This window comes from Planococcus salinus (assembly GCF_003719725.1).
GTDB lineage: Bacteria > Bacillota > Bacilli > Bacillales_A > Planococcaceae > Planococcus > Planococcus salinus.
Map to the genome: position 1 here is coordinate 401,239 of NZ_RIAX01000002.1, position 20,675 is coordinate 421,913.

The 20,675-nt window shown below is 45.1% G+C and carries 24 protein-coding genes; 9 read left to right on the forward strand and 15 right to left on the reverse strand.

Annotated elements, in window-relative coordinates; all coding sequences use genetic code 11:
• Both EEX84_RS04635 and EEX84_RS04640 read left to right on the forward strand, forming a co-directional pair.
• A complete protein-coding gene (locus EEX84_RS04635) occupies window positions 1-204 on the forward strand; it encodes a YlaI family protein (protein ID WP_123164415.1) in 204 nt (67 codons plus the stop codon).
• Entirely contained in the window at window positions 204-653 is a 450-nt protein-coding gene (locus tag EEX84_RS04640; protein WP_123164416.1) for a hypothetical protein, read from the forward strand. The genes EEX84_RS04635 and EEX84_RS04640 overlap by 1 nt, the downstream gene beginning before the upstream one ends.
• On the opposite strand, the gene EEX84_RS04645 is transcribed toward EEX84_RS04640, so the two are convergent.
• On the reverse strand, window positions 647-976 hold the full coding sequence (locus EEX84_RS04645) for a YlaH-like family protein (RefSeq protein ID WP_123164417.1): 330 nt from the start codon (window positions 974-976) through the stop codon (window positions 647-649). The two genes, EEX84_RS04640 and EEX84_RS04645, sit on opposite strands and share 7 nt — an antisense overlap.
• A 24-nt stretch (window positions 977-1,000) precedes the next feature.
• Window positions 1,001-2,848 carry a translational GTPase TypA gene (gene typA / locus EEX84_RS04650; RefSeq protein WP_123164418.1) on the reverse strand — a complete coding sequence of 616 codons (1,848 nt, stop codon included), beginning with the start codon at window positions 2,846-2,848 and terminating at the stop codon, window positions 1,001-1,003.
• A 110-nt stretch (window positions 2,849-2,958) separates the two neighbouring features.
• Between typA and EEX84_RS04655 the strand changes: the two genes are divergently transcribed.
• Window positions 2,959-3,144, forward strand: coding sequence for a YlaF family protein (locus tag EEX84_RS04655; protein WP_123164419.1), 186 nt, complete (start codon window positions 2,959-2,961; stop codon window positions 3,142-3,144).
• Window positions 3,145-3,203: 59 nt separating this feature from the next.
• Here the strand turns inward: EEX84_RS04655 and EEX84_RS04660 are convergent, their stop codons facing one another.
• Together EEX84_RS04660 and EEX84_RS04665 are read right to left on the reverse strand one after the other, a co-directional pair.
• Window positions 3,204-3,995 carry an inositol monophosphatase family protein gene (locus EEX84_RS04660; protein ID WP_123164420.1) on the reverse strand — a complete coding sequence of 264 codons (792 nt, stop codon included), beginning with the start codon at window positions 3,993-3,995 and terminating at the stop codon, window positions 3,204-3,206.
• Window positions 3,996-4,083: 88 nt separating this feature from the next.
• Entirely contained in the window at window positions 4,084-4,278 is a 195-nt protein-coding gene (locus tag EEX84_RS04665; RefSeq protein WP_123164421.1) for a hypothetical protein, read from the reverse strand.
• Between the two features lie 160 nt (window positions 4,279-4,438).
• On the opposite strand from EEX84_RS04665, the gene EEX84_RS04670 reads away from it, so the two are divergent.
• Window positions 4,439-5,074, forward strand: coding sequence for a YktB family protein (locus EEX84_RS04670; RefSeq protein ID WP_123164422.1), 636 nt, complete (start codon window positions 4,439-4,441; stop codon window positions 5,072-5,074).
• Between the two features lie 36 nt (window positions 5,075-5,110).
• Here EEX84_RS04670 and EEX84_RS04675 read toward each other — a convergent pair whose 3' ends face one another.
• A complete protein-coding gene (locus EEX84_RS04675) occupies window positions 5,111-5,389 on the reverse strand; it encodes a UPF0223 family protein (protein ID WP_123164423.1) in 279 nt (92 codons plus the stop codon).
• 15 nt (window positions 5,390-5,404) lie between these two features.
• Window positions 5,405-6,367: an NAD(P)H-dependent flavin oxidoreductase gene (locus EEX84_RS04680; protein WP_123164424.1), complete on the reverse strand. Its 963-nt coding sequence runs from the start codon at window positions 6,365-6,367 to the stop codon at window positions 5,405-5,407.
• Window positions 6,368-6,505: 138 nt separating this feature from the next.
• On the opposite strand from EEX84_RS04680, the gene EEX84_RS04685 reads away from it, so the two are divergent.
• Entirely contained in the window at window positions 6,506-7,975 is a 1,470-nt protein-coding gene (locus tag EEX84_RS04685) for an aminotransferase class I/II-fold pyridoxal phosphate-dependent enzyme (RefSeq protein ID WP_123164425.1), read from the forward strand.
• 47 nt (window positions 7,976-8,022) lie between these two features.
• Here EEX84_RS04685 and EEX84_RS04690 read toward each other — a convergent pair whose 3' ends face one another.
• The 6 genes from EEX84_RS04690 to EEX84_RS04715 form a co-directional block, all read right to left on the reverse strand.
• Window positions 8,023-8,886 (reverse strand): polysaccharide deacetylase family protein, encoded by an 864-nt coding sequence (locus EEX84_RS04690; protein WP_338048366.1) that lies wholly within the window; start codon window positions 8,884-8,886, stop codon window positions 8,023-8,025.
• A 101-nt stretch (window positions 8,887-8,987) separates the two neighbouring features.
• Window positions 8,988-10,397: a dihydrolipoyl dehydrogenase gene (gene lpdA / locus EEX84_RS04695; RefSeq protein ID WP_123164426.1), complete on the reverse strand. Its 1,410-nt coding sequence runs from the start codon at window positions 10,395-10,397 to the stop codon at window positions 8,988-8,990.
• Between the two features lie 5 nt (window positions 10,398-10,402).
• A complete protein-coding gene (locus EEX84_RS04700; protein WP_123164427.1) occupies window positions 10,403-11,818 on the reverse strand; it encodes a dihydrolipoamide acetyltransferase family protein in 1,416 nt (471 codons plus the stop codon).
• 28 nt (window positions 11,819-11,846) lie between these two features.
• On the reverse strand, window positions 11,847-12,824 hold the full coding sequence (locus EEX84_RS04705; RefSeq protein ID WP_123164428.1) for an alpha-ketoacid dehydrogenase subunit beta: 978 nt from the start codon (window positions 12,822-12,824) through the stop codon (window positions 11,847-11,849).
• Window positions 12,825-12,827: 3 nt separating this feature from the next.
• The gene (gene pdhA, locus EEX84_RS04710) at window positions 12,828-13,940 is read right to left on the reverse strand and encodes a pyruvate dehydrogenase (acetyl-transferring) E1 component subunit alpha (protein ID WP_123164429.1); all 1,113 of its coding nucleotides are present in this window, start codon (window positions 13,938-13,940) and stop codon (window positions 12,828-12,830) included.
• A gap of 256 nt (window positions 13,941-14,196) precedes the next feature.
• The gene (locus EEX84_RS04715; protein ID WP_123164430.1) at window positions 14,197-14,838 is read right to left on the reverse strand and encodes a YkyA family protein; all 642 of its coding nucleotides are present in this window, start codon (window positions 14,836-14,838) and stop codon (window positions 14,197-14,199) included.
• A 145-nt stretch (window positions 14,839-14,983) separates the two neighbouring features.
• Between EEX84_RS04715 and def the strand changes: the two genes are divergently transcribed.
• Window positions 14,984-15,550 carry a peptide deformylase gene (gene def / locus EEX84_RS04720; protein ID WP_123164431.1) on the forward strand — a complete coding sequence of 189 codons (567 nt, stop codon included), beginning with the start codon at window positions 14,984-14,986 and terminating at the stop codon, window positions 15,548-15,550.
• A gap of 14 nt (window positions 15,551-15,564) precedes the next feature.
• On the opposite strand, the gene EEX84_RS04725 is transcribed toward def, so the two are convergent.
• The gene (locus EEX84_RS04725; protein ID WP_123164432.1) at window positions 15,565-16,335 is read right to left on the reverse strand and encodes a Cof-type HAD-IIB family hydrolase; all 771 of its coding nucleotides are present in this window, start codon (window positions 16,333-16,335) and stop codon (window positions 15,565-15,567) included.
• 552 nt (window positions 16,336-16,887) lie between these two features.
• On the opposite strand from EEX84_RS04725, the gene EEX84_RS04730 reads away from it, so the two are divergent.
• Entirely contained in the window at window positions 16,888-17,106 is a 219-nt protein-coding gene (locus EEX84_RS04730) for a DNA-dependent RNA polymerase subunit epsilon (RefSeq protein ID WP_123164433.1), read from the forward strand.
• Window positions 17,103-18,770, forward strand: coding sequence for a ribonuclease J1 (gene rnjA, locus EEX84_RS04735; RefSeq protein ID WP_123164434.1), 1,668 nt, complete (start codon window positions 17,103-17,105; stop codon window positions 18,768-18,770). The genes EEX84_RS04730 and rnjA overlap by 4 nt, the downstream gene beginning before the upstream one ends.
• A gap of 35 nt (window positions 18,771-18,805) precedes the next feature.
• Here the strand turns inward: rnjA and EEX84_RS04740 are convergent, their stop codons facing one another.
• Entirely contained in the window at window positions 18,806-19,465 is a 660-nt protein-coding gene (locus EEX84_RS04740) for a potassium channel family protein (protein WP_123164435.1), read from the reverse strand.
• Between the two features lie 81 nt (window positions 19,466-19,546).
• Window positions 19,547-19,843 carry a hypothetical protein gene (locus tag EEX84_RS04745; RefSeq protein WP_123164436.1) on the reverse strand — a complete coding sequence of 99 codons (297 nt, stop codon included), beginning with the start codon at window positions 19,841-19,843 and terminating at the stop codon, window positions 19,547-19,549.
• Window positions 19,844-20,129: 286 nt separating this feature from the next.
• Here EEX84_RS04745 and EEX84_RS04750 point away from each other — a divergent pair, with 286 nt between their 5' ends.
• Complete coding sequence (locus tag EEX84_RS04750) at window positions 20,130-20,672, forward strand: helix-turn-helix domain-containing protein (protein WP_123164437.1); 543 nt, start codon at window positions 20,130-20,132, stop codon at window positions 20,670-20,672.
• The last annotated feature ends 3 nt before the right edge of the window (window positions 20,673-20,675 follow it).

Sequence of the window (20,675 nt, forward strand, 5' to 3'; positions counted from 1 at the left end):
ATGCGCGTAAAATGTGTAATGTGCGATGTTATTGAAGAACTGGTCGACGATTCTCTGCAGGCCAAACGTCTGCGGAACCGGCCAATCCATACCCATATGTGCAAAACCTGCCATGACCGGATTACGGAAAGGACAAAACAACGACTGGCAACAGGCTCTTTCCGTTTTTATCGCAGTTCACGTACCATCGAGGATGATTTTTGATGAAGCTGCTCAAAGGGATTTGGATTGGTTTCTGGAGCGGAATGCTTCTTGGGATTTTGCTTAAATGGATTGAATACATGACAGGCGAACGGGTGTATACTTTGTTATTGAATGTGGATTTCATCCCTTTCATCGGGGCCGTCGATTGGTCAGAACCTGTAGCTTTTGCTTTTCATCTGATTATTTCCTTGGCCATTGGAATCGCTTATGTATACATCGCCAAAAGGCGAAATTATGCTTTCGGCCATTTAGTACTGCTCAGCCTGGGGTTTTGCTTCCCTCTTTTTCTGCTGTATTTTCCATTGTCAGCACTGGCAATCCGGGATGACATTCCGCAAATGACGAATGTCAGCGCATATCTGTATTGGGTTTTTGCTCATTTGACCTTTGCGCTGGCCTTGCCGGTTCTTTATAAAACCTTTGAACGCAAAAACGCTGCATCTCAATGAGATGCAGCGTTTTCTCGTTTTTCGCGCCATAAGCGAATTTTATACAGGATTAAAATTAATGCCGCGATGACTAATCCTTCCACCACCGGCAGGAAAAAGGCCAAAAATGTTAGGCCCAACCCGCCGACAAGAAGAAAGCCAGCGATTACGATATTTTTGCCCACTGGCAACTTCCGGGCAAACCCTAATTTGTAAACAAAGGCCGACAACAGAAAGATTACCGCAAAAAGCGCATATCCCGCCATTGTATAATTCGGCAGATTTTCATATAGGATTCGAGCTACGGGATACATACTATCATAGACAAAAGCTTGTTCGTCCACTTATTTATACATCCTTCCCATGCTTTATTCTTCGATGGCCACTTTCTTTTTCTTCGCCATGCGTTCACGTTCGTTTTTGTCAAGAATCTTCTTGCGCAGACGAATTGACTCTGGCGTAATTTCGCAATACTCATCGTCATTCAAATACTCAAGTGCTTCTTCCAGACTCATAAGACGTGGTTTTTTCATCGTCGTTGTTTGGTCTTTGTTTGCTGAACGGATGTTTGTAGCGGCTTTGATCTTCACAATGTTGACCGTTAGATCATTGTCGCGGTTATGTTCCCCGACAATCATTCCTTCGTAGATCTCAGTTCCCACTTCAACAAACGATGTTCCTCTGTCTTCAATGCCCATCAGGCCATAAGTCGAAGCTTTTCCGCGTTCCATGGATACCAGTACACCTTGTCTGCGGCCACCGACACGCCCTGAAGCGACTGGCTGGTAGCTGTCGAATGTGTGGTTGATGATGCCATATCCGCGCGTTTGCGTTAGGAACTCAGTAGTGTAGCCGATCAGTCCACGGGCTGGCACATTAAACACCAAACGGACTTGTCCGTTCCCGTTATTGACCATATCCAGCATTTCACCTTTGCGTTCTCCAAGAGATTCGATGATTGAGCCAGTATATTCTTCAGGTACGTCCACCTGAACACGTTCGATAGGTTCACAGCGAACGCCGTCTATCATACGGACAATAACTTCCGGTTTCGATACTTGAATCTCGAATCCTTCACGGCGCATATTCTCGATCAGGATCGATAAATGCAATTCACCGCGTCCGGATACAACCCATGCATCAGGTGAATCTGTCGGATCTACACGCAAGGAAACATCAGTTTCCAGTTGAGCATCCAGACGTTCCTGAATTTTTCTTGATGTGATGAATTTCCCTTCTTTACCTGCAAACGGGCTGTTATTGACCAGGAACGTCATCTGAAGAGTCGGTTCATCAATGCGCAAAATCGGCAATGCTTCCTGATGGTCGTGAGGGCAGACAGTTTCCCCGACGTTGATATCTTCCATGCCTGAAATGGCAATCAAGTCACCGGCTTCAGCTTTTTGGATTTCGACGCGTTTAAGCCCCATGAAACCATGAATTTTCGTTACTCGGAAATTCTTCACGGAACCATCGAGTTTCATCAGAGAGACAGACTGTCCCACTTCAATCGTTCCACGGAAGACACGACCGATCCCAATACGTCCGACATAGTCATTGTAGTCAAGAAGAGCTACCTGGAATTGAAGTGGCTCATCTCTGTTATCGACTGGCGCTGGCACATGATCCATGATGGCGTCATAAATAACTTGCATATTTTCTTCTTGATCAGAAGGATCAGAAGACAAGCTGGCTGTTCCGTTCATGCCGGATGCAAAGATAACTGGAAATTCCAATTGGTCGTCATTCGCCTCAAGTTCGATGAACAGTTCGATGACTTCGTCAACCACTTCTTCAGGACGTGCAAAATCGCGGTCAATTTTGTTCACAACAACGATTGGCTTCAAGTTTTGTTCAAGAGCTTTTTTTAATACAAAACGGGTTTGTGGCATACAACCTTCATATGCATCCACCACCAGCAAAACTCCATCAACCATTTTCATGATACGTTCCACTTCGCCACCAAAATCGGCGTGTCCCGGCGTATCCAAAATGTTGATTTTAGCATCTTTATACTGAATCGCAGTGTTTTTCGCAAGAATTGTAATTCCGCGTTCTCTTTCGATATCGTTTGAGTCCATGGCACGTTCATCTACGTGTTCATTGGAACGGAAAATCCCGGATTGCTGAAGAAGTTGATCCACTAAAGTTGTTTTACCGTGGTCAACGTGGGCAATAATAGCAATATTTCTTAAATCGTTACGTAAGTTCGTCATACTTTCACTCCAATATTCTTTTTTCAAGTCCATAACTGTGATAGTATAGCACATATAGGATGAAAACCCTAAGATTTTAATTCAGTCTTTTACAGCAGGAGGAAAAACGATTGAAAAACATAAAATGGATATTTGTATTATATTCGATTTTGGCGCTTTTATCCATGGCTGGAATCGGAGTGGCTGTCGGACTGCGCAGCGGCTTGGGCATACTTTCCGCCGTCTTGCTGCTCTGCTTAATCATGGGTATGGGTTTCAAAAAGAAAAAAGAGATGCGGGAAGCCGGCATCTTATAACAAGTTGAAAAAGGACGCGAAATTCGCGTCCTTTTTTTAATTTCACTTTATCCTGTTTGTTATTTTTTACGCAGGTAATCCGTAAGAAGCTTCTGGTGGATGGACGAGTTTGCCGCAACAAATGTATCCTGTTCCAGCAAGTTGGCGTCCTGGCCGGAGAAATTCGTCGCCAAACCGCCCACTTCTTTGACCAGGACCATCCCCCCTGCGATATCCCACGGAGAAAGTCTCATTGAAATATAGGCATCCACACGGCCACTTGCCAGATAAGCCAATTCCAATGCCGCAGACCCATAGGAGCGTACCCCCCGGACGTCTCTGATCAATCGAATGGTTCCTTCATGATCGACATACCTGTTGGGACCCGCCCATGTCGCATTCATAGCGATAATCGAAGTGGCAATATCCGTTTCAGGCAGCGGGTTCAGCTGTTCATCATTGTAGTAGGCCCCGCCTTGGTGGATAGCATGATACAGATCATCATTCATGACATCGTATATGTATCCCAGCTTACCGACTCCATCCTGATAAACACCGAGCGAAATGGCGAAATTGCGTTTTTGATGGACGAAATTCATGGTTCCATCAATTGGGTCCAGCAACCAAACGATGCCCTCCAGGTCTTCGATGGTATCTCCAAATCCTTCTTCTCCAAAGACGCGATGGCCCGGAAAGTCTTTTCGGATACGTGAAATGAAAAACTGTTCGATATCTTTGTCAATATTCGTCACCAGGTCATTGGCATCCGCCTTTGACTGCACCACAATATCGGTGAGAAAAGAATTGCGGATCCGATGCCCCGCTTCCTTAATAAGCGATTTTATGTACCTGTCCATTGAACCGATTTCCATTATTCAACCCCCTTATGTTTCCAGTATAACGAAAAAGGCGCCTACCGTCTTTCTGTCAGCAGGCGCCTAACTTATAAAGATCATTTTATTAGAACGCATGAAGTGCCTCCAGTTCCACATGAATCTCATGAAGCCGCTTCTTGCTCTTTTTCATCTCGCCGTCGTCTTGCTGTTGCATGGCGTCAAACAAAGAAGCTAGTTCATAATCTAATTCCAGCTTCAACACATGGATGTATTCCTTCTCAACATCAGCTTTACGGATTATATGAATCATCTGTTTCATCACGAGCACCCCTTTCCGTTCTTTTTTCTATAATTCTGAATTTAAGATGTTGTTACTTACCTTTACCCGGATCCGGAAACTTGAAAACTTAATTTATATTATTTGTTCCCAATCTTCGTTAAAATAAAACCTATGTTCAATAATTAAGGAGGAAATTAAATTGACATCATTTTGGAATGAGCAGGACTTTGAAGTTTTCGAAACACCGGGACTGGAACAACGCATGGCTTTGCTCGCTTCGCGTGTCCGCCCCAAATTTGAAGAGTTGGGAAAAGAGTATGCCTCTTTTTTCTCGGCTAAGACCGGAAATGAGTTTTTTCCGCATGTTGCCAAACACATGCGCCGCAAAGTGAACCCACCAAATGACAGCTGGGTGGCTTTTGCACCGTATAAGCGCGGCTACAAGGCCATCCCCCATTTCCAGATCGGATTATGGGAAAGCCATATCTTTATCATTTTGGCAGTCATTTACGAAGCACCCGGCAAATCCGCCATGGCAGAGCAGCTGCTGCAATCTGAAGTACTGAACACATTGCCGGATGGCTTTGTGGTCTCAGGGGATCATATGAAGCCGCAGGCTACATCATTGGATGAAATGGATGAAGAGGATTTAACCGCCCTTCTTATCCGTTTGCGGGATGTGAAAAAAGGTGAGTTTGTCATTGGACGCCACATATCCCGGGACCTTGCGACTTCCATGAGTCGGGAAGATTTCCACCAACTTGCTGAAACGACTTTTGAAGAACTGCTGCCTGTCTACAATGTTCTCGTAAACAAATCACTGGTTTATAAATAAAAAAATTCCGCAGTTCAAACGGAACTGCGGAATTTTTTATATTCTTTTTCCTTTAATCATTTCATCGCCGCTCCCGGCTTTCATTTCTTTGACGATTGGAAAACTGGCGTAGCCACTTTCTTCTTCAAATTCCCTGAACAAAGTCTTTTCTTCCGAAATGGCAGGGACGACTTCCTTAAACCGGCGGTACCTGCTCAGCAATTCCTGTCGTTTGATGCCTTTTTCATAGGCTTGTTCGATTCCTTCAAAAAACTGGACTACATCCACAATTTCGTCTGTCGTCCATTCTGTTGAGAACGGGTAAGAATATTCCATGTCTATCCCCTGCTTTCATTCTGTAATAGCCCATCTGCGACGGATATCGATGGCATCTTTAACCATCCGGTCCATCAACTCCTGGACAGTCGGCACATCTTTGATCAACCCGGTCACTTGGCCTGCCCAGCCGAACCCTTCATCAAGATTGCCAGCGATATATTTTTTGTTGACAGTGCCGCTGATATAATCTTTGATCGCCTCGTAACTTGGATTCTCTTTTTCAATCTGCAGGATTGTATCAGTCCAGTCATTCCGCAAAGTCCGTGCCGGTGCTCCGATTGTTTTCTTGATGATGACCGTATCGCTTTCTGCACTTTGGATAAGTGCATTTTTATATTCCTCTGATGCATGAACACATTCTTTTGTAGCAATAAAACGGGTACCCATTTCAATCCCTTCAGCTCCAAGCGCATGCGCAGCCATCCAGCCACGGCCGTCGCCTATGCCTCCGGAAGCGATGACAGGGATTGAGACAGCATCCACCACTTGCGGAATTAGAACCATGGTTCCGATGTCATCTCTGCCCAGATGCCCGCCTCCTTCATGACCGACCACCATGACTGCGTCTGCTCCCAACTGTTCTGCTTTTTCCGCCTGCCTTCTTGCAGCCACAAGCACCAGTTTCTTAATCGGCGTCCCTTCCAATTGATCGAAAATCGGTGTTGGGTTGCCGCCTGTCATCGATACGACATCCACTTTTTCTTCTATTGCCACTTCCAGCATATGAGAAAATGGACGGCCGCGTTCCCCGATGGCAAAATTGACGCCAAATGGCTGATCCGTCAACTGCCTTACTTTTTGTATCTCTTTCCGTAATTCCTCAGGTGAGTTCAAGCTCATAGCAGTAATCTGGCCAAGCCCTCCGGCATTTGAAACAGCTGCGGCCAATTCTGCATAAGCGAGATGCGCAAGGCCCCCTTGTATGATCGGATAGCGTGTGCCCAGCAGTTCTGTTACCCTAGTTTTAAATTGCATTATGTATTCTCCCCTTTCCCTTTTCCCTATATGTATTTCGATGCAATAAGCCGAAATCCTTCTATTTCTGTAGTAACGTTTGTTCCGTCATGCTATAATTCTTTTTGTTTTTCATTTTAGAAACGAGGTGGTTTTCCATTGTCTCAATTAGAAACACCGTTATTTGATGTTCTTCTGAAACATCGGAATCGGCATCCAATTCAATTTCATATACCCGGCCATAAAAAAGGACAGGGCGTCGACCCGGCTTTCCGCGAATTTGTCGGCGATAACATTCTCTCCATCGATTTGATCAATATTGCTCCCTTGGACGATCTCCATTCTCCAAAAGGAGCTATCAAAGAAGCACAGGAACTGGCAGCACAGGCATTTGGTGCTGATCATACATTTTTCTCTGTACAGGGAACCAGCGGCGCCATCATGACCATGATTTTGAGTGTCTGTGGGCCAAACGACAAAATTCTCGTTCCCCGAAACGTTCACAAATCCATCATGTCCGCTATTGTCTTTGCCGGTGCCATTCCGATTTTCATCCACCCTGAAGTGGACCCTGACCTGGGCATCTCGCACGGCATTTCAGCGGAAGCTGTAGAAAAAGCCTTGAATGAATACCCGGACGCCAAAGCCGTTTTGGTAATCAACCCCACTTACTTCGGTATTGCCGCTGATTTAAAGCGCATTGTTGACATTTCCCATCAACGGGAGATCCCGGTATTGGTGGATGAAGCGCATGGCGTCCATATTCACTTCCATGAGGCCTTGCCGGTATCTGCGATGGCAGCAGGAGCAGATATGGCGGCGACATCTGTACATAAACTTGGAGGTTCCATGACACAAAGTTCTGTACTGAATGTCCGGGACGGACTCGTGTCCGCCAAGCGGGTGCAGGCCACTCTTTCAATGCTGACGACTACGTCCACATCTTATCCAATTCTGGCTTCTTTGGATACAGCTCGGAGACAGTTGGCTGTCCATGGCCACGATTTGATCGACCAGGCCATCCGATTGTCACGCGATACGCGAAAGCGCATCAACAAAATTCCCCATCTCTATTGTGTGGGGACAGAGGTATTGAACTCGTCGGCAACGTTTGACATGGACCCGACCAAATTGTTGATCAGCGTAAAAAACCTCGGGATCACCGGTCACCAAGCTGAAGAGTGGCTGAGAGAGAATGCCAATCTCGAAGTGGAACTGTCGGACTTGTACAATATTTTGTGCCTGGTGACCATCGGTGACACAAGGAAAGAATTGAATTTACTGGTCAATGCCCTGCAGCGAATGGTCCGTACATTTGAAAGCGATGCTGCCGTCGTCGAACCCGTCGTTCTTTTGCCCGATATTCCCCGACTGGCGATGAGTCCGCGCGATGCTTTTTATGCAACGACCGAAGTGGTTTCAATCGAAGAAGCAGTCGGCCGTATTTCTGCAGAATTCATCATGGTGTACCCGCCGGGGATTCCGATTTTCATTCCGGGGGAAATCATCACGCAGGAGAACATCGAATATATCCACATGAACGTCGCTGCCGGACTGCCCGTGCAGGGACCGGAAGATGACACTTTGCAGAACTTGCGCGTCATCAAAGAACAACTGGCTATCCGGTGATTAATAGCTAAAGGAAAAAGCTTGGAAGCTGCTGCTTCCAAGCTTTTTTATGGATTAACGCCTTCGATTTCGTCAGGATCGACAAATGTGTAGCCTTTTTGTTTGAGCCCTTCTGCAATTGCCGGAAGCGCTTCTGCCGTCCATTCGCGGTCGTGCATCAGCAAGTTCGCGCCATTTCGTAAAAATTCGGTGTGGACCATAATATCCGCCAGAGCACCTGCATCCATATACTGCTGTTCCCAGTCATAACCGTATGACCAATTCATCAATACCATGCCTTCCTGTTCCACCAACGCTTTGCTGAAATCGGTATTGGAACCATGCGGTGCTCTGAAAAACGCCGGCTTTTCGCCAATTATGCTTTCCACTGTCTCCGATAAAGTAATAATTTCCTCACGCTGTTGCTCTTCTGTAAGATTCTTCAGATTGGGATGAGAATTGGTATGGTTGCCAATCGCAAACCCCATGTCATGAATTTTCCGCAGCTGCTCTTTTTCTTCATCGGTATCCAGGAAATGCCCATTAACAAAGAAAATGGCTGGAATATCCAATTGTTGCAGAGTCTCCGCCATTTTTACCGCGTGCTTGTCAGGCGCGTCGTCGATTGTGATCAACACTGCTTCTGCTGGCGCATCGGCAATCGGTTCTACCCCCCACGTGGCAGGATTCACACGATATTGCGGTTCTTTCTGCTCAATCTCTTCCACTGTGTCAATCTCTTCTGTTTCTTCAGGTTTTTCCACCGATTCTTCCGTCACTTCTTCCGAATTTGAAGCAGTGCTTTCCTCAAGTTGCTGCGTTTCCGGAGCTGCCTCCGGTTCTTCAGCGGCTTGGGAATTGTCATTGCCGCACGCAGTCAGCAAAGCCAAAGAAGTCCCCAAAATGATCCATTTCATATGTATCACCATCATCACTCCCGTTCCTGTATTGCCCACATCTTACCATAGACCTGTAAGAAATTTCAAAATCAAATCGCAAAAAAAGCCGCATTTAAATGCGGCTTTTCTTACTGTTACTTAATGATATGAATTGGTGTTCCAAGAGCTACTTCCGCAGCTTCCATGGAAATTTCTGAAAGTGTCGGATGCGCATGAATGGTCATTGCAATATCTTCCACAGTCATACCCGCTTCGATTGCAAGGCCAAGTTCAGCGATCATATCTGAAGCGCCTGCACCAACAATCTGGGCTCCCAATAGCAAACCGTCTTCTTTGCGTGACACCAGCTTGACGAATCCGTCAGAAGCATTCAAGGAAAGAGCACGGCCATTTGCCCCGAATGGGAATTTGGCTGCTGTGATTTCAAAGCCTTCTTCTTTTGCCTGGTCTTCTGTCAAACCGACGCTGGCAAGCTCCGGATCGGTAAAGCAGACAGCTGGAATTGCAAGGTAATCCACTTCGGATTTCTCTCCTGCAATTGCTTCTGCAGCGATTTTACCTTCGTAAGAAGCTTTATGTGCCAACTGAAGTCCTGCTACCACATCACCGATTGCATAAATGTTTGAGAAGTTAGTGCGGCATTGTTTGTCGACTTCGATTAAACCGCGGTCGCTCATTTTAAGGCCGATATCTTCCAGACCCATTTCGTCTGTATTCGGACGGCGTCCAACAGTGACAAGGACATAATCCGCTTCCACAGTCTTTTCTTCCCCGCCTGCTTCGTAAGATACCGTTACGCCTGAATCAGTTTCTTCCACGCCTTTAGCAGAAGCTTTTGTAATCACTTCCACACCTTTTTTCTTCAGGCCTTTTTTAACGATGGATGTCATTTGTTTTTCAAAACCTGCCAAGATATCCGGTGCACCTTCAAGAATCGTTACTTCCGATCCCATATTTGCATAAGCGGTACCCAATTCAGTACCAATGTAGCCTCCACCAATTACGACCAGTTTTTTCGGCACTTCCTGAAGTGCTAAAGCGCCTGTCGAGTTAATGACACGCTTCGAAAATTTAAATGTTGGAATTTCCACTGGACGGGAGCCTGTCGCAATAATGGCGTTTTTGAATTTATAGGTCTGCGCCGAATCTTCCTGAATGACACGGACTGTATTCTCGTCGACGAAATAAGCTTCGCCGCGCAAGATTTCCACTTTATTGCCTTTCAGCAACGATTCCACGCCACCGGTCAATTTTTTCACGACGCCGTCTTTGAATGCCTGTGCTTTTTCAAAGTTAAGGGAAACTTCTTTGGCTACAATCCCCATCTCGTCTGAATGCTGGGCTTCTTCAAAACGATGGCCTACTGAAATCATGGCTTTTGACGGAATACAACCGACATTCAAGCAAACACCGCCAATGTATTCCTTCTCCACGATTGTCACTTTTTGGCCGGTTTGAGCAGCGCGGATTGCCGCTACATAACCGCCGGGGCCTGAGCCGATGACGAGTGTATCTGTTTCAATTGGAAAATCTCCTACTACCATAAGTTCTACGCCTCCATTAATAATAATTCTGGTTCGCTTAATAAACGTTTGATGTGGTTCATTGCGTGTTGTGCAGTTGCACCATCGATCATCCGGTGATCAAAGCTCAAAGATAATGCTAACACAGGTGCTCCTACAATTTCACCATTTTTAATTACCGGTTTTTCGGCAATACGTCCGATTCCCAGAATCGCCACTTCCGGATGATTGATCACTGGAGTGAACCATTGGCCGCCGGCAGAACCGATATTTGTGATGGAGCAGGAAGCGCCTTTCATCTCAGCAGCGGATAGTTTTCCTTCACGGGCTTTGGTTGCCAAGTTATTGATCTCGTCTGAAATTGCAAACACGGATTTGCGTTCAGCATGCTTGATGACTGGCACGAGCAGGCCTTTTTCTGTGTCGGCTGCAATACCGATATTGTAATAATGTTTCTGGATGACTTCCTCGGTGTCATCATCAAAAGATGTGTTTAATGCCGGGAACTCGCGCAATGTGCTGACCAGTGCTTTTACAACGTAAGGAAGATAAGTGAGCTTGATCTCTTTTTCAGCCGCAATATCTTTGAACTTTCTGCGATGAGCCACCAGTTCTGTCACATCCACTTCATCCATCAAGGTTACATGCGGAGCGGTGTGTTTTGAATTAACCATCGCTTTGGCAATCGCTCTTCGCATTCCGGACATTTTTTCCCGCGTTTCCGGAAATTCACCTTCAGAAACAGGAGCTTCTTTTGGTGCCGCTTCGGTTTTCGCAGCTTCCTGAGTTTCTGCTGCCGGTTCAGCTGAAGAAGCGGCTTCAGTTTGATCACCGTTCATGTAGGCTTCCACATCTTCTTTCAAAATGCGGCCATTCTTTCCAGAACCCGTCACTTGCTTGATGTCGACGTCCTGGTCGCGGGCAAATTTGCGCACAGAAGGCATGGCGATGACACGTACATCCGAATCCGATTCAGCTGCTTGCGGCTGTTTGCCGGCACCTGTTTCGCCATCTGAACCAGACGGCTCAGTCAAATCTTCATCCCGTTCCTTATCGATATCCTTACCACTTTCAGAGCTTCCAGATTGAGCAAGTTCTTCTGTGCGCTTCTGACCTTCTTCTCCAGCTTCACTTTCATCTGAACCGGTTTCTCCGCTGTGTTCCCCTTTAAAATCTGCATCTTCCGCTTCAGAATCTTCAGCATCCGGTGAATCAATGCGAATCAATACATCTCCTACTACTGCAACCGTTCCTTCTTCCACAAGAACTTCTTCGATCGTCCCTGAAACCGGTGATGGAATTTCAACGACCGCTTTGTCGTTCTGCACTTCCATCAGGATATCGTCTTCTTCGACCGTATCTCCCGCTTTGACGAACCATTTTACGATTTCACCTTCGTGAATACCTTCTCCGATATCCGGCATACGAAATTCAAAAGCCATTTGCTTCACCCTTCCTTCTCTGTGCTACTTAAAACGTTAGAACTTTTTTCGCTGTTTCTACTATATCCTTAGCATTCGGAAGCCAAACTTCCTCCGCTTGCGAGAACGGGAACACCGTATCCGGTGCCGCCACACGCAAGACTGGTGCATCCAGGCTTAAAATCGCCCGGTCGGTGATTTCCGCTACGACATTGGCAGCGATTCCCGCTTGCTTTTGCGCTTCCTGCACAACCATTGCACGCCCTGTTTTTTCTACAGAAGCAATAATCGTTTCAATATCGAGTGGCTGAATAGTCCGCAAATCGATTACTTCAACTGAATAATCTTCTTTTTCCAGCTGCTCTGCCGCTTTGATGCTTTCTTGGACCATTGCGCCATAAGTAACAATCGTCAAATCTTTTCCTTCACGCTTCACTTCAGCCTTGCCCAACGGAATTGTGTATTCCTCTTCAGGAACTTCCTGGCGGAATGAACGATAAAGCTTCATGTGTTCCAGAAAAATAACCGGATCGTTGTCGCGGATGGCAGAAATCAGCAATCCCTTTGCATCATATGGCGTTGATGGAATAACCACTTTCAGTCCCGGTGATGCAGCCATCAGCCCTTCAAGAGAATCAGCGTGCATTTCGGGTGTATGAACACCGCCGCCAAAAGGTGAACGAATGGTTACAGGAGCATTCAGGCTGCCGCCGCTGCGGTAACGCATACGGGCCATTTGCCCGCTGATGGAATCCATTACTTCAAAGACAAAGCCGAAAAATTGGATTTCAGGAACCGGACGGTAACCTTGCAGCGACAAGCCGATGGCCAATCCGCCGATGCCGGATTCCGCCAAAGGTGTATCAAATACACGGTCTTCACCGAATTCTTTCTGCAAACCTTCTGTCGCACGGAAAACACCGCCGTTGTTACCGACATCTTCTCCAAAAACTAAAACATTTTCATCATTTTTCAGCTCTGTTTTCAGAGCTTCCGTAATCGCTTGGATCATCGTTAATTGTGCCATGGCTTACTTCGACTCCTTTGCTTTATAAATATCCAGCTGTTCCTGTATATGGAACGGAACTTCCTCATACATAATGCCCAACAGATCAGTTACTTTCTGTTTTGGTGTACCGTCCGCTTTCTTGATGGCAGCCTTGATTTCTTCTTTTGCTTTTTCAATTACTTCGTTTTCCTGCTCTTCGTTCCATAATCCTTTTTCTTCCATGTATTTACGGAAACGGACGAGTGGGTCTTTCTTTTCCCATTCACTGTCGATATCGGAAGTGCGGTAACGTGTCGGATCGTCGCCTGCCATTGTATGCGGGCCGTATCGATAACAGAACGTTTCAATAAGTGATGGGCCTTCCCCTTTTACGGCACGTTCACGGGCGTCACGCGTGGCAACATATACAGCCAACGGATCCATGCCATCGACAAAGATTCCTGGAATTCCGGCTGCCACTGCTTTTTGTGCAACTGTTTTTGCAGCTGTCTGCACTTCGCGCGGTGTGGAAATGGCATACTGGTTATTTTGCACGATGAAAATGGCAGGTGCACGGAAAGCTCCTGCAAAGTTGATGCCTTCGTAGAAATCACCTTGCGAAGATCCGCCTTCACCAGTGTAAGTGATTGCGACAGAGTCTTTTTTCCGCTTCTGTAGCCCAAGTGCCACTCCGGCCGCCTGAATGTATTGCGCACCGATGATGATTTGAGGAGGCAAAATATTCAAACCTTCCGGCATTTGGTTGCCTGCAAAATGTCCGCGGGAAAAAAGGAATGCCTGGTGAAGCGGCCAGCCATGCCAGATCAATTGAGGAACATCGCGATAACCAGGCAGGATGAAATCGCCTTTCTCCAACGCAAAATGCGATGCCAATTGGGACGCTTCCTGTCCTGCTGTCGGTGCGTAAAACCCTAAACGGCCCTGACGGTTCAGCGAAATGGACCGCTGATCCAGGATGCGCGTGTACACCATGCGACGCATCAATTCCTGAAGATCTTCATCCGATAACTTCGGATCTGCCTCTTTGTTGACGATTTCGCCTTCTTCGTTCAGGATCTGGAACATTTCAAACTTTTCTTCGATTGCATTCAGCGTTTCCACTGGATCAAACTGCTGTGATTTTTTTGCAGCCATAAAAGCAACTCTCCTTTTTATCTGTATTAAAATTTATCGATCTTTTTAGTGATACAACTCCATATTCTTTCTCAGTATACTTTAGATAAATAGCTCGGTCAATCAATGTCCATCTATATCTTTTGAGGTGCCTAAAATTATAGAAAATTCTATTATTATTAACTGTATTAGTTTTTTTACGGCACTGTATTATAAAACAGAATAGATTTTCTTCATCTTTTATAGCACAGAAAAAAGCGGCCTTTGGGGCCGCTTTTTACTCGTCTTGCTGAAGTTTTTCAATCAAGTTGTTCTTCATCTCATTAAACTGTTCAGTCTTTTCATTGAAGACTGTCACAGCATCTTGAACGGCAGTGTTTTGTTCGTTCACTTCCACCGTCTTTTCCTGCAGGGTCTGCAGGTTGGTTTCTTCATCTTTCAACATCTCATACAATTCTTTTTGAAGCCTTGCCAGCTCTTCGTATTCAACCACGAAATCTGAATGAGCGGTAAAGCGTTCCTGCATTTTTGCTTTTAGAGCTTCGAGGTCCGCTTTTACATCTTCCTCTTCCGCCTCTTCGATTACGGTATCAATTTCCTGAAATTCTTCTTTTGCCGAACTCATCGATTCTTTTTCGGTCTCCAATAAAGCCAGCCGTTCTTCCACAGATGCAATCGCTTCTTCAGCCTGCGCATCTACTTCTTCCTGCTGTTCTTGTGTCAATCCCATAATAGATTCAAAAGTCGCCTGTTCGGTCTGTTCCAACTCTTCCAGCTCGCTTTGGACATCCCGATATTCCTGTTCCGCTTCAAATGTATCCTTCAGTACAGTATCCAGCTGTTCACCGGGCGTGGACCCTGAACATGCACTTAGAAGCAACACACTCGAAAAAACTGTGGCCATTATTGCTTTCTTCACGCAAAACCCTCCTTGTGTACATACAATTAACTATAGACGCTCAAAAAATAAAACACAACTTACAAATGCGGCTTTTTCCTTTTCCGAAAGCTTTCATTTCGGTATACTAAAAGGCAGTGCAACAATTAGGAAAGGATGAAAAAACTTGATACGCATGAAAGATATAATCCGCGAAGGTCATCCTACGCTTAGAAAACGATCCGAAGAAGTGCAATTTCCGCTCTCACAAGAAGATCGCAAACTTGGTGAAGACCTTTTGGAATACGTCATCAACAGCCAGGACGAGGAAATGGCGCAGAAATATGATTTGCGCCCGGGAGTCGGGATTGCCGCTCCTCAAATCAATGTTCCCAAAAGAATATTTGCTTTGCATTTCGACGAAAGCACAGGAGAGAATCTAAGCATGATTGCCGTCAATCCGAAAATCGTCAGCCATTCAGTGGAAAAAGCTTATTTGACTTCCGGTGAAGGGTGTCTGTCGGTTGACCGCTCCATTCCCGGCTATGTCCCACGTTATGCCCGGGTCACCGTCAAAGCATTCAACCTGGAGGGCGAGGAATTCAAAATGAGATTAAAAGGATTGCCGGCCATCGCTTTCCAGCATGAGCTGGATCACCTGAACGGCATTATGTTTTTTGACCACATCAATTCACAAAACCCTTTTGCAGAAATTGAAAATGCAACACCTATAAAACAAGACTTGGGCGAATGAAGCCCAAGTCTTTTTTAGATTAATCCAAGGTGATGAAAAGCTTTTGCTAAGCCGTCATCGTCCACATGATCGGTGATATAGGAAGCTTTTTCCTTTGTTTTTGGATGGCCGTTGTCCATTGCTACACTGAAGCCTGCGGTCTCCATCATTTGAAGGTCGTTCAGCCCGTCACCAAAAGCGATGGTCTCTTCGATCGAATGGCCGGTTTTTTTGATGAGCTGCTCGATGCCGGTCGATTTTGATCTTCCCTTCGGCAGAATATCACAGGACACACGATGCCATCGTACAAACTGAATACTTGGAAAAGCATCATGATATTGCTGTTCTTCTTCTTTTTCACAAAAAACAAGCGCTTGGTAAATATCATTTTCCAAATGAAAATTTTCCACCTTCTTGGGATGAGGAAATTTCAAGCTTTTGATGCTTTCATCAATGTCCGGATGATAATCGATGGTAGAGACCATTCGTTGATCATTCATAAAAACGACAGGATGATCACGGCGTTCTGCATATTCCACTATTTTGGAAAGTGTTTCAGCATCCAACGCTTCCTTATGAATCGCTTCGTTGCGCTGTACAATGTATTGACCATTAAACGTGATATATGTATCAATATCCAATTCCTCCAGCAGGTTCCTGATCATGAACGGCGCTCTGCCGGTGGCAATTGCCAATTGATGGCCATTTTGCCTTGCCTGTTGCACAGCGTCTTTTGCTGAAGCAGGCAGTTCCTTTTTGGAATTCAATAAAGTCCCATCAATATCCAACAGCAATAATTTTGTCATCGGGCATTCTCCATTCTTTGCGTTTTAACGATATTTATACACATTTGTTGATTGTACTTGTTTTGTGGATGTCGAGCAAACCAGCGGAAAGGACGGTTTGTTCTTGTCTCTATTTCTACCTCGCTGTATGAACTTCAAAACACAAACATGTCTCGACTCCATCAATTATCTCCTCGTATAGACAGACCCAAGATCTTTCTCACAACAGAAGACAAGACAGTTCTGCCTTCGCCAGTGAAAGCCCGGCTGGTTTTCAGAACACCCAACCCGAAGCCCCAAAAACCCGTTGCTGTGAAAAGCTTATCACGTCCAGCCACCTTTACAATTATCAGAAAATACAATATAATATCCATAAGGAGTGATTCGTTATGCTGAAGCGTTTAAGAAGAAAATTGCGCAAACAGCTGAACGGTATTATGAACAAAAAGAAAATTGCATAACTTCGACAGCCCTTCTTACTAAATAAGAAGGGCTATTCTTTATTTTAAGGCAATGTCGTGATAATATAAAGAAAGTGAATTTATTTTGAACGTGTAAAAAGGAGAGCAAACTATGATTTTTAAAGTATTTTACCAGGAAAACCGGTCTGAGGTACCCGTCCGCGAAAACACAAAAAGCCTCTATGTCGAAGCATCTTCCGAGCGGGAAGTTCGACATCATTTAAAAGACCGCAACTACAACATTGAATTTGTTCAGCTTCTTGAAGACAAGCATCTTGAATATGAACAAGCCAGCCAGGATTTTGAAGTAGAAAGACTGAACGGGCAATGAAGTTTGTAAAGAATGACCAAACGGCTGTTTTCGCACTTGGCGGACTAGGCGAAATCGGCAAAAACACGTATGGCGTACAGTTCCAGGATGAAATCATCCTGATTGACGCCGGCATCAAATTTCCGGAAGACGATCTGCTCGGGATCGATTATGTAATTCCGGATTATACCTATCTTGTAAAAAACATCGATAAGATCAAAGGGCTGTTTGTCACACACGGTCACGAAGACCATATTGGCGGTATTCCTTACCTATTGAAAAAAATCAATATTCCTGTTTATGGCGGCAAACTGGCTCTTGGCCTGCTCCGCAAAAAACTGGAAGAACACGGGTTGCTGCGTCAGACAAAAATGGTGGAAATTGAAGAAGATGATGTCATCAAATTCCGTAAAACATCAGTCAGCTTTTTCCGCACCACCCACAGCATCCCTGATTCATTTGGAATCGTCGTGAAGACGCCTCCAGGCAATATCGTCCATACCGGAGATTTCAAATTCGATTTCACACCGGTGGGAGAGCCTGCCAACTTGCTGAAAATGGCTCAAATCGGAAGTGAAGGCGTTCTTTGCCTTCTATCGGACAGCACCAATGCTGAAATCCCTAACTTTACCATGTCTGAACGAAAAGTCGGCGAAACGATCAAAGACATCATGAGAAAAGTTGACGGCCGTTTAATATTCGCGACTTTTGCATCAAATATTTACAGATTGCAGCAAGTAACGGATGAAGCAGTGGCACAAGGCCGTAAAATAGCCGTCTTTGGACGCAGTATGGATAACGCCATCACCATTGGCCGGGAGCTTGGATACATCACAGCTCCTGAAGATGCATTTATTGATACGCAGACGTTGAATCGCCTGCCTGCCAATGAAGTGTTGATTTTATGTACGGGATCACAAGGAGAGCCTATGGCGGCTCTTTCCAGAATCGCCAACGGGACGCATCGTCAGATTCAGATTCAGCCGAACGATACAGTTGTCTTTTCTTCTTCACCGATACCCGGCAATACAAGCAGCGTTAACCGTACCATCAACCTGTTGTTCCGTGCAGGTGCAGATGTAATTCATGGATCATTGAATAACATCCATACTTCCGGACACGGATCGCAGGAAGAAAACAAATTGATGCTCCGTTTGATCAATCCGAAATTCTTCATGCCGATCCATGGTGAATACCGCATGCAGGCCCAACACGCTGAACTGGCGGTGGATTGCGATGTGCCAAGAGAAAACACATTCATCATGGAAAATGGCGATGTTCTTGCCTTAGGACAGGATGAAGCTTCTGTAGCCGGACGCATTCCTTCGGGAGATGTGTACATTGACGGCAGCGGCATCGGGGATATCGGAAATATCGTTCTCCGCGACCGTCGTGTCCTTTCTGAAGAAGGATTGGTCATTGTGGTGGCCAGCATAGATATGAAGAAAAACAAAATGGTATCAGGGCCGGACATCATTTCCCGTGGCTTTGTATACATGCGCGAATCCGGAACGATGATTTACGAAGCACAGCAGATGCTGAATCGTCACCTGAACAAAAAAATTCACGGCAAAAACACCGAATGGTCCGAGCTGAAAAGTGAAATCTCGGATGTTCTGGGACCATATCTGTATGAAAAAACCAAACGCCGTCCGATGATTTTACCAGTCATCATGGAAGTGTAAAAAAAAGGAAGTCCCTTAACCGGGACTTCCTTTTTTCAGTTCATGACTTTCTTTTCAAAACGGTTAATGTCCGCATCAGAACCGATGATGATTAAGACGTCTCCCATCTCGATCATCATATCCGCTTGAGGAGAAACGATGATATCCTCTTCTCTTTTGATGGCTACAATGTTAATGCCATATTTGGCTCGGATGTCCAAACCGATGAGCGTAAATCCAGCCAATTTTTCGTTTGCCCGGATTTCCATGATGGAATGTTCATCCGACAGTTCCAAATAGTCCAGGACGTTATTGGATAACATATTATGGGCAATCCGTATTCCCATATCACGCTCCGGATGCACCACTTGATCAGCGCCGATTTTCCGCAAAACCTTCTCATGGTAATCGTTTTGGGCCTTGACCGATATTTTCTTTACACCGATTTCTTTCAGCATCAATGTCGTCAAAATACTGGCCTGTATATTTTCACCGATCGCCACAATAACATGTTCAAAATTGCGGATACCAAGCGACTTTAATACCGCTTCATCTGTTGTATCCGCCACTACTGCCTGGGTGGCAATCGAAGCGAATTCATCGACCCGCTCTGTGTCTTTATCGATCGCCATAACATCCGCGTCCTGCTCAATCAGCTCCCGGACGATACTGCCGCCAAAACGGCCCAGCCCGATCACTACAAATTCCTTCTTCATCCCCATCCCTCACTTCTGCTATGTACTTAGCTTACCATATGCATAAAGATCCCAGTAAAAAATCTGCATGAAAAACCCCGCTCATCGGCGGGGATCCAATGGCCTTTTCGGCCGGTTTTCGCAATACTCACATTCTATATCACTGCACGCCTCTTCACGCCACTCGTTGCAATCTGCACAATAACTCGCATCAAACTCATCATCAAACGTCAATGCCGTCAAACAGGTATGGCAATACGTATGAACATCCATCCAATTGATAAACTGCTTGTTGGCCAATAAATAAAGTCCCTGTTGCTCGCTCTTATAATTCATAATCGAAGGCTTGTGGACGACGCGGTTCTTCGGATCAAGGAAAAAATTCATTTTTCCATTCATTTTTTTCACTCCCGGAAAGTAGGTTGTGCTACTTAAAAAACTTAACAAAATTTACATAACGCATATCTTCATCATAACAAACATCAAATCAAATTAACATTCTTTATGATAGTAAATCTGTTGTGTAAAAAGCAATAAAAAGAAACGATTTCACGAAAAAATCTTTTTTCCTTGATTTCTTGTCCTTATTTTGTACAATAAAAGATGCTGATTGTAAACTAAAAGTATACTAAAAGTAAACTTTTCCATATCCCTATTTTTATGAAAAGAAACGAGGAGAATTCCGATGTTAATCGGCAGCAAAATTAAACGCCTTCGCTTGAAAAACGGGTTGACCCAGGAAGAGTTGGGCGCACGGACAGATTTAAGCAAAGGGTATATTTCTCAACTTGAAAGAGATATGAACTCCCCTTCCATCGAAACACTGTTTTCTTTGTTGGAAGTGCTTGGAACCAGCCCAAAAGAATTCTTCGATGACGATATAAAAAACCTCAAAGTTGTCTATACACCAAAAGACCATACAATCCATGTCGACAAAGACGCAGGCTATGAAATCGACTGGCTGGTCTCTTCTTCCAATGAAAAAGAAATGGAGCCGGTGTATTTAACACTGAAAGAAAACGGGCAATTTAAACGGTTTGAACCTTCCCTTGCCGAAACTTTCATTTACGTGATCGAAGGAAAAATCCGTCTTACACTAGGACAACAGGAATATATCGCAGAAACAGGGGATTCGCTTTACTACGAAGCTTCAGATCATCATCGCCTCACCAACATCCATCAGGGGATTTCGGAGATGATCATTGTAGCAACACAATCGTATTTATAGATT

What these genes read in the sequence shown, in the direction of transcription:
- EEX84_RS04635 (WP_123164415.1), top strand. Translation starts at nt 1, where the DNA reads ATGCGCGTAAAATGTGTAATGTGCGATGTTATTGAAGAACTGGTCGAC.
- EEX84_RS04640 (WP_123164416.1), top strand. Translation starts at nt 204, where the DNA reads ATGAAGCTGCTCAAAGGGATTTGGATTGGTTTCTGGAGCGGAATGCTT.
- typA (WP_123164418.1), bottom strand. Translation starts at nt 2,848, where the DNA reads ATGACGAACTTACGTAACGATTTAAGAAATATTGCTATTATTGCCCAC.
- EEX84_RS04660 (WP_123164420.1), bottom strand. Translation starts at nt 3,995, where the DNA reads ATGGAAATCGGTTCAATGGACAGGTACATAAAATCGCTTATTAAGGAA.
- EEX84_RS04665 (WP_123164421.1), bottom strand. Translation starts at nt 4,278, where the DNA reads ATGAAACAGATGATTCATATAATCCGTAAAGCTGATGTTGAGAAGGAA.
- EEX84_RS04675 (WP_123164423.1), bottom strand. Translation starts at nt 5,389, where the DNA reads ATGGAATATTCTTACCCGTTCTCAACAGAATGGACGACAGACGAAATT.
- EEX84_RS04680 (WP_123164424.1), bottom strand. Translation starts at nt 6,367, where the DNA reads ATGCAATTTAAAACTAGGGTAACAGAACTGCTGGGCACACGCTATCCG.
- EEX84_RS04690 (WP_338048366.1), bottom strand. Translation starts at nt 8,886, where the DNA reads ATGATGGTGATACATATGAAATGGATCATTTTGGGGACTTCTTTGGCT.
- lpdA (WP_123164426.1), bottom strand. Translation starts at nt 10,397, where the DNA reads ATGGTAGTAGGAGATTTTCCAATTGAAACAGATACACTCGTCATCGGC.
- EEX84_RS04700 (WP_123164427.1), bottom strand. Translation starts at nt 11,818, where the DNA reads ATGGCTTTTGAATTTCGTATGCCGGATATCGGAGAAGGTATTCACGAA.
- EEX84_RS04705 (WP_123164428.1), bottom strand. Translation starts at nt 12,824, where the DNA reads ATGGCACAATTAACGATGATCCAAGCGATTACGGAAGCTCTGAAAACA.
- pdhA (WP_123164429.1), bottom strand. Translation starts at nt 13,940, where the DNA reads ATGGCTGCAAAAAAATCACAGCAGTTTGATCCAGTGGAAACGCTGAAT.
- EEX84_RS04725 (WP_123164432.1), bottom strand. Translation starts at nt 16,335, where the DNA reads ATGACAAAATTATTGCTGTTGGATATTGATGGGACTTTATTGAATTCC.
- EEX84_RS04730 (WP_123164433.1), top strand. Translation starts at nt 16,888, where the DNA reads ATGATTTTTAAAGTATTTTACCAGGAAAACCGGTCTGAGGTACCCGTC.
- rnjA (WP_123164434.1), top strand. Translation starts at nt 17,103, where the DNA reads ATGAAGTTTGTAAAGAATGACCAAACGGCTGTTTTCGCACTTGGCGGA.
- EEX84_RS04740 (WP_123164435.1), bottom strand. Translation starts at nt 19,465, where the DNA reads ATGAAGAAGGAATTTGTAGTGATCGGGCTGGGCCGTTTTGGCGGCAGT.
- EEX84_RS04745 (WP_123164436.1), bottom strand. Translation starts at nt 19,843, where the DNA reads ATGAATGGAAAAATGAATTTTTTCCTTGATCCGAAGAACCGCGTCGTC.
- EEX84_RS04750 (WP_123164437.1), top strand. Translation starts at nt 20,130, where the DNA reads ATGTTAATCGGCAGCAAAATTAAACGCCTTCGCTTGAAAAACGGGTTG.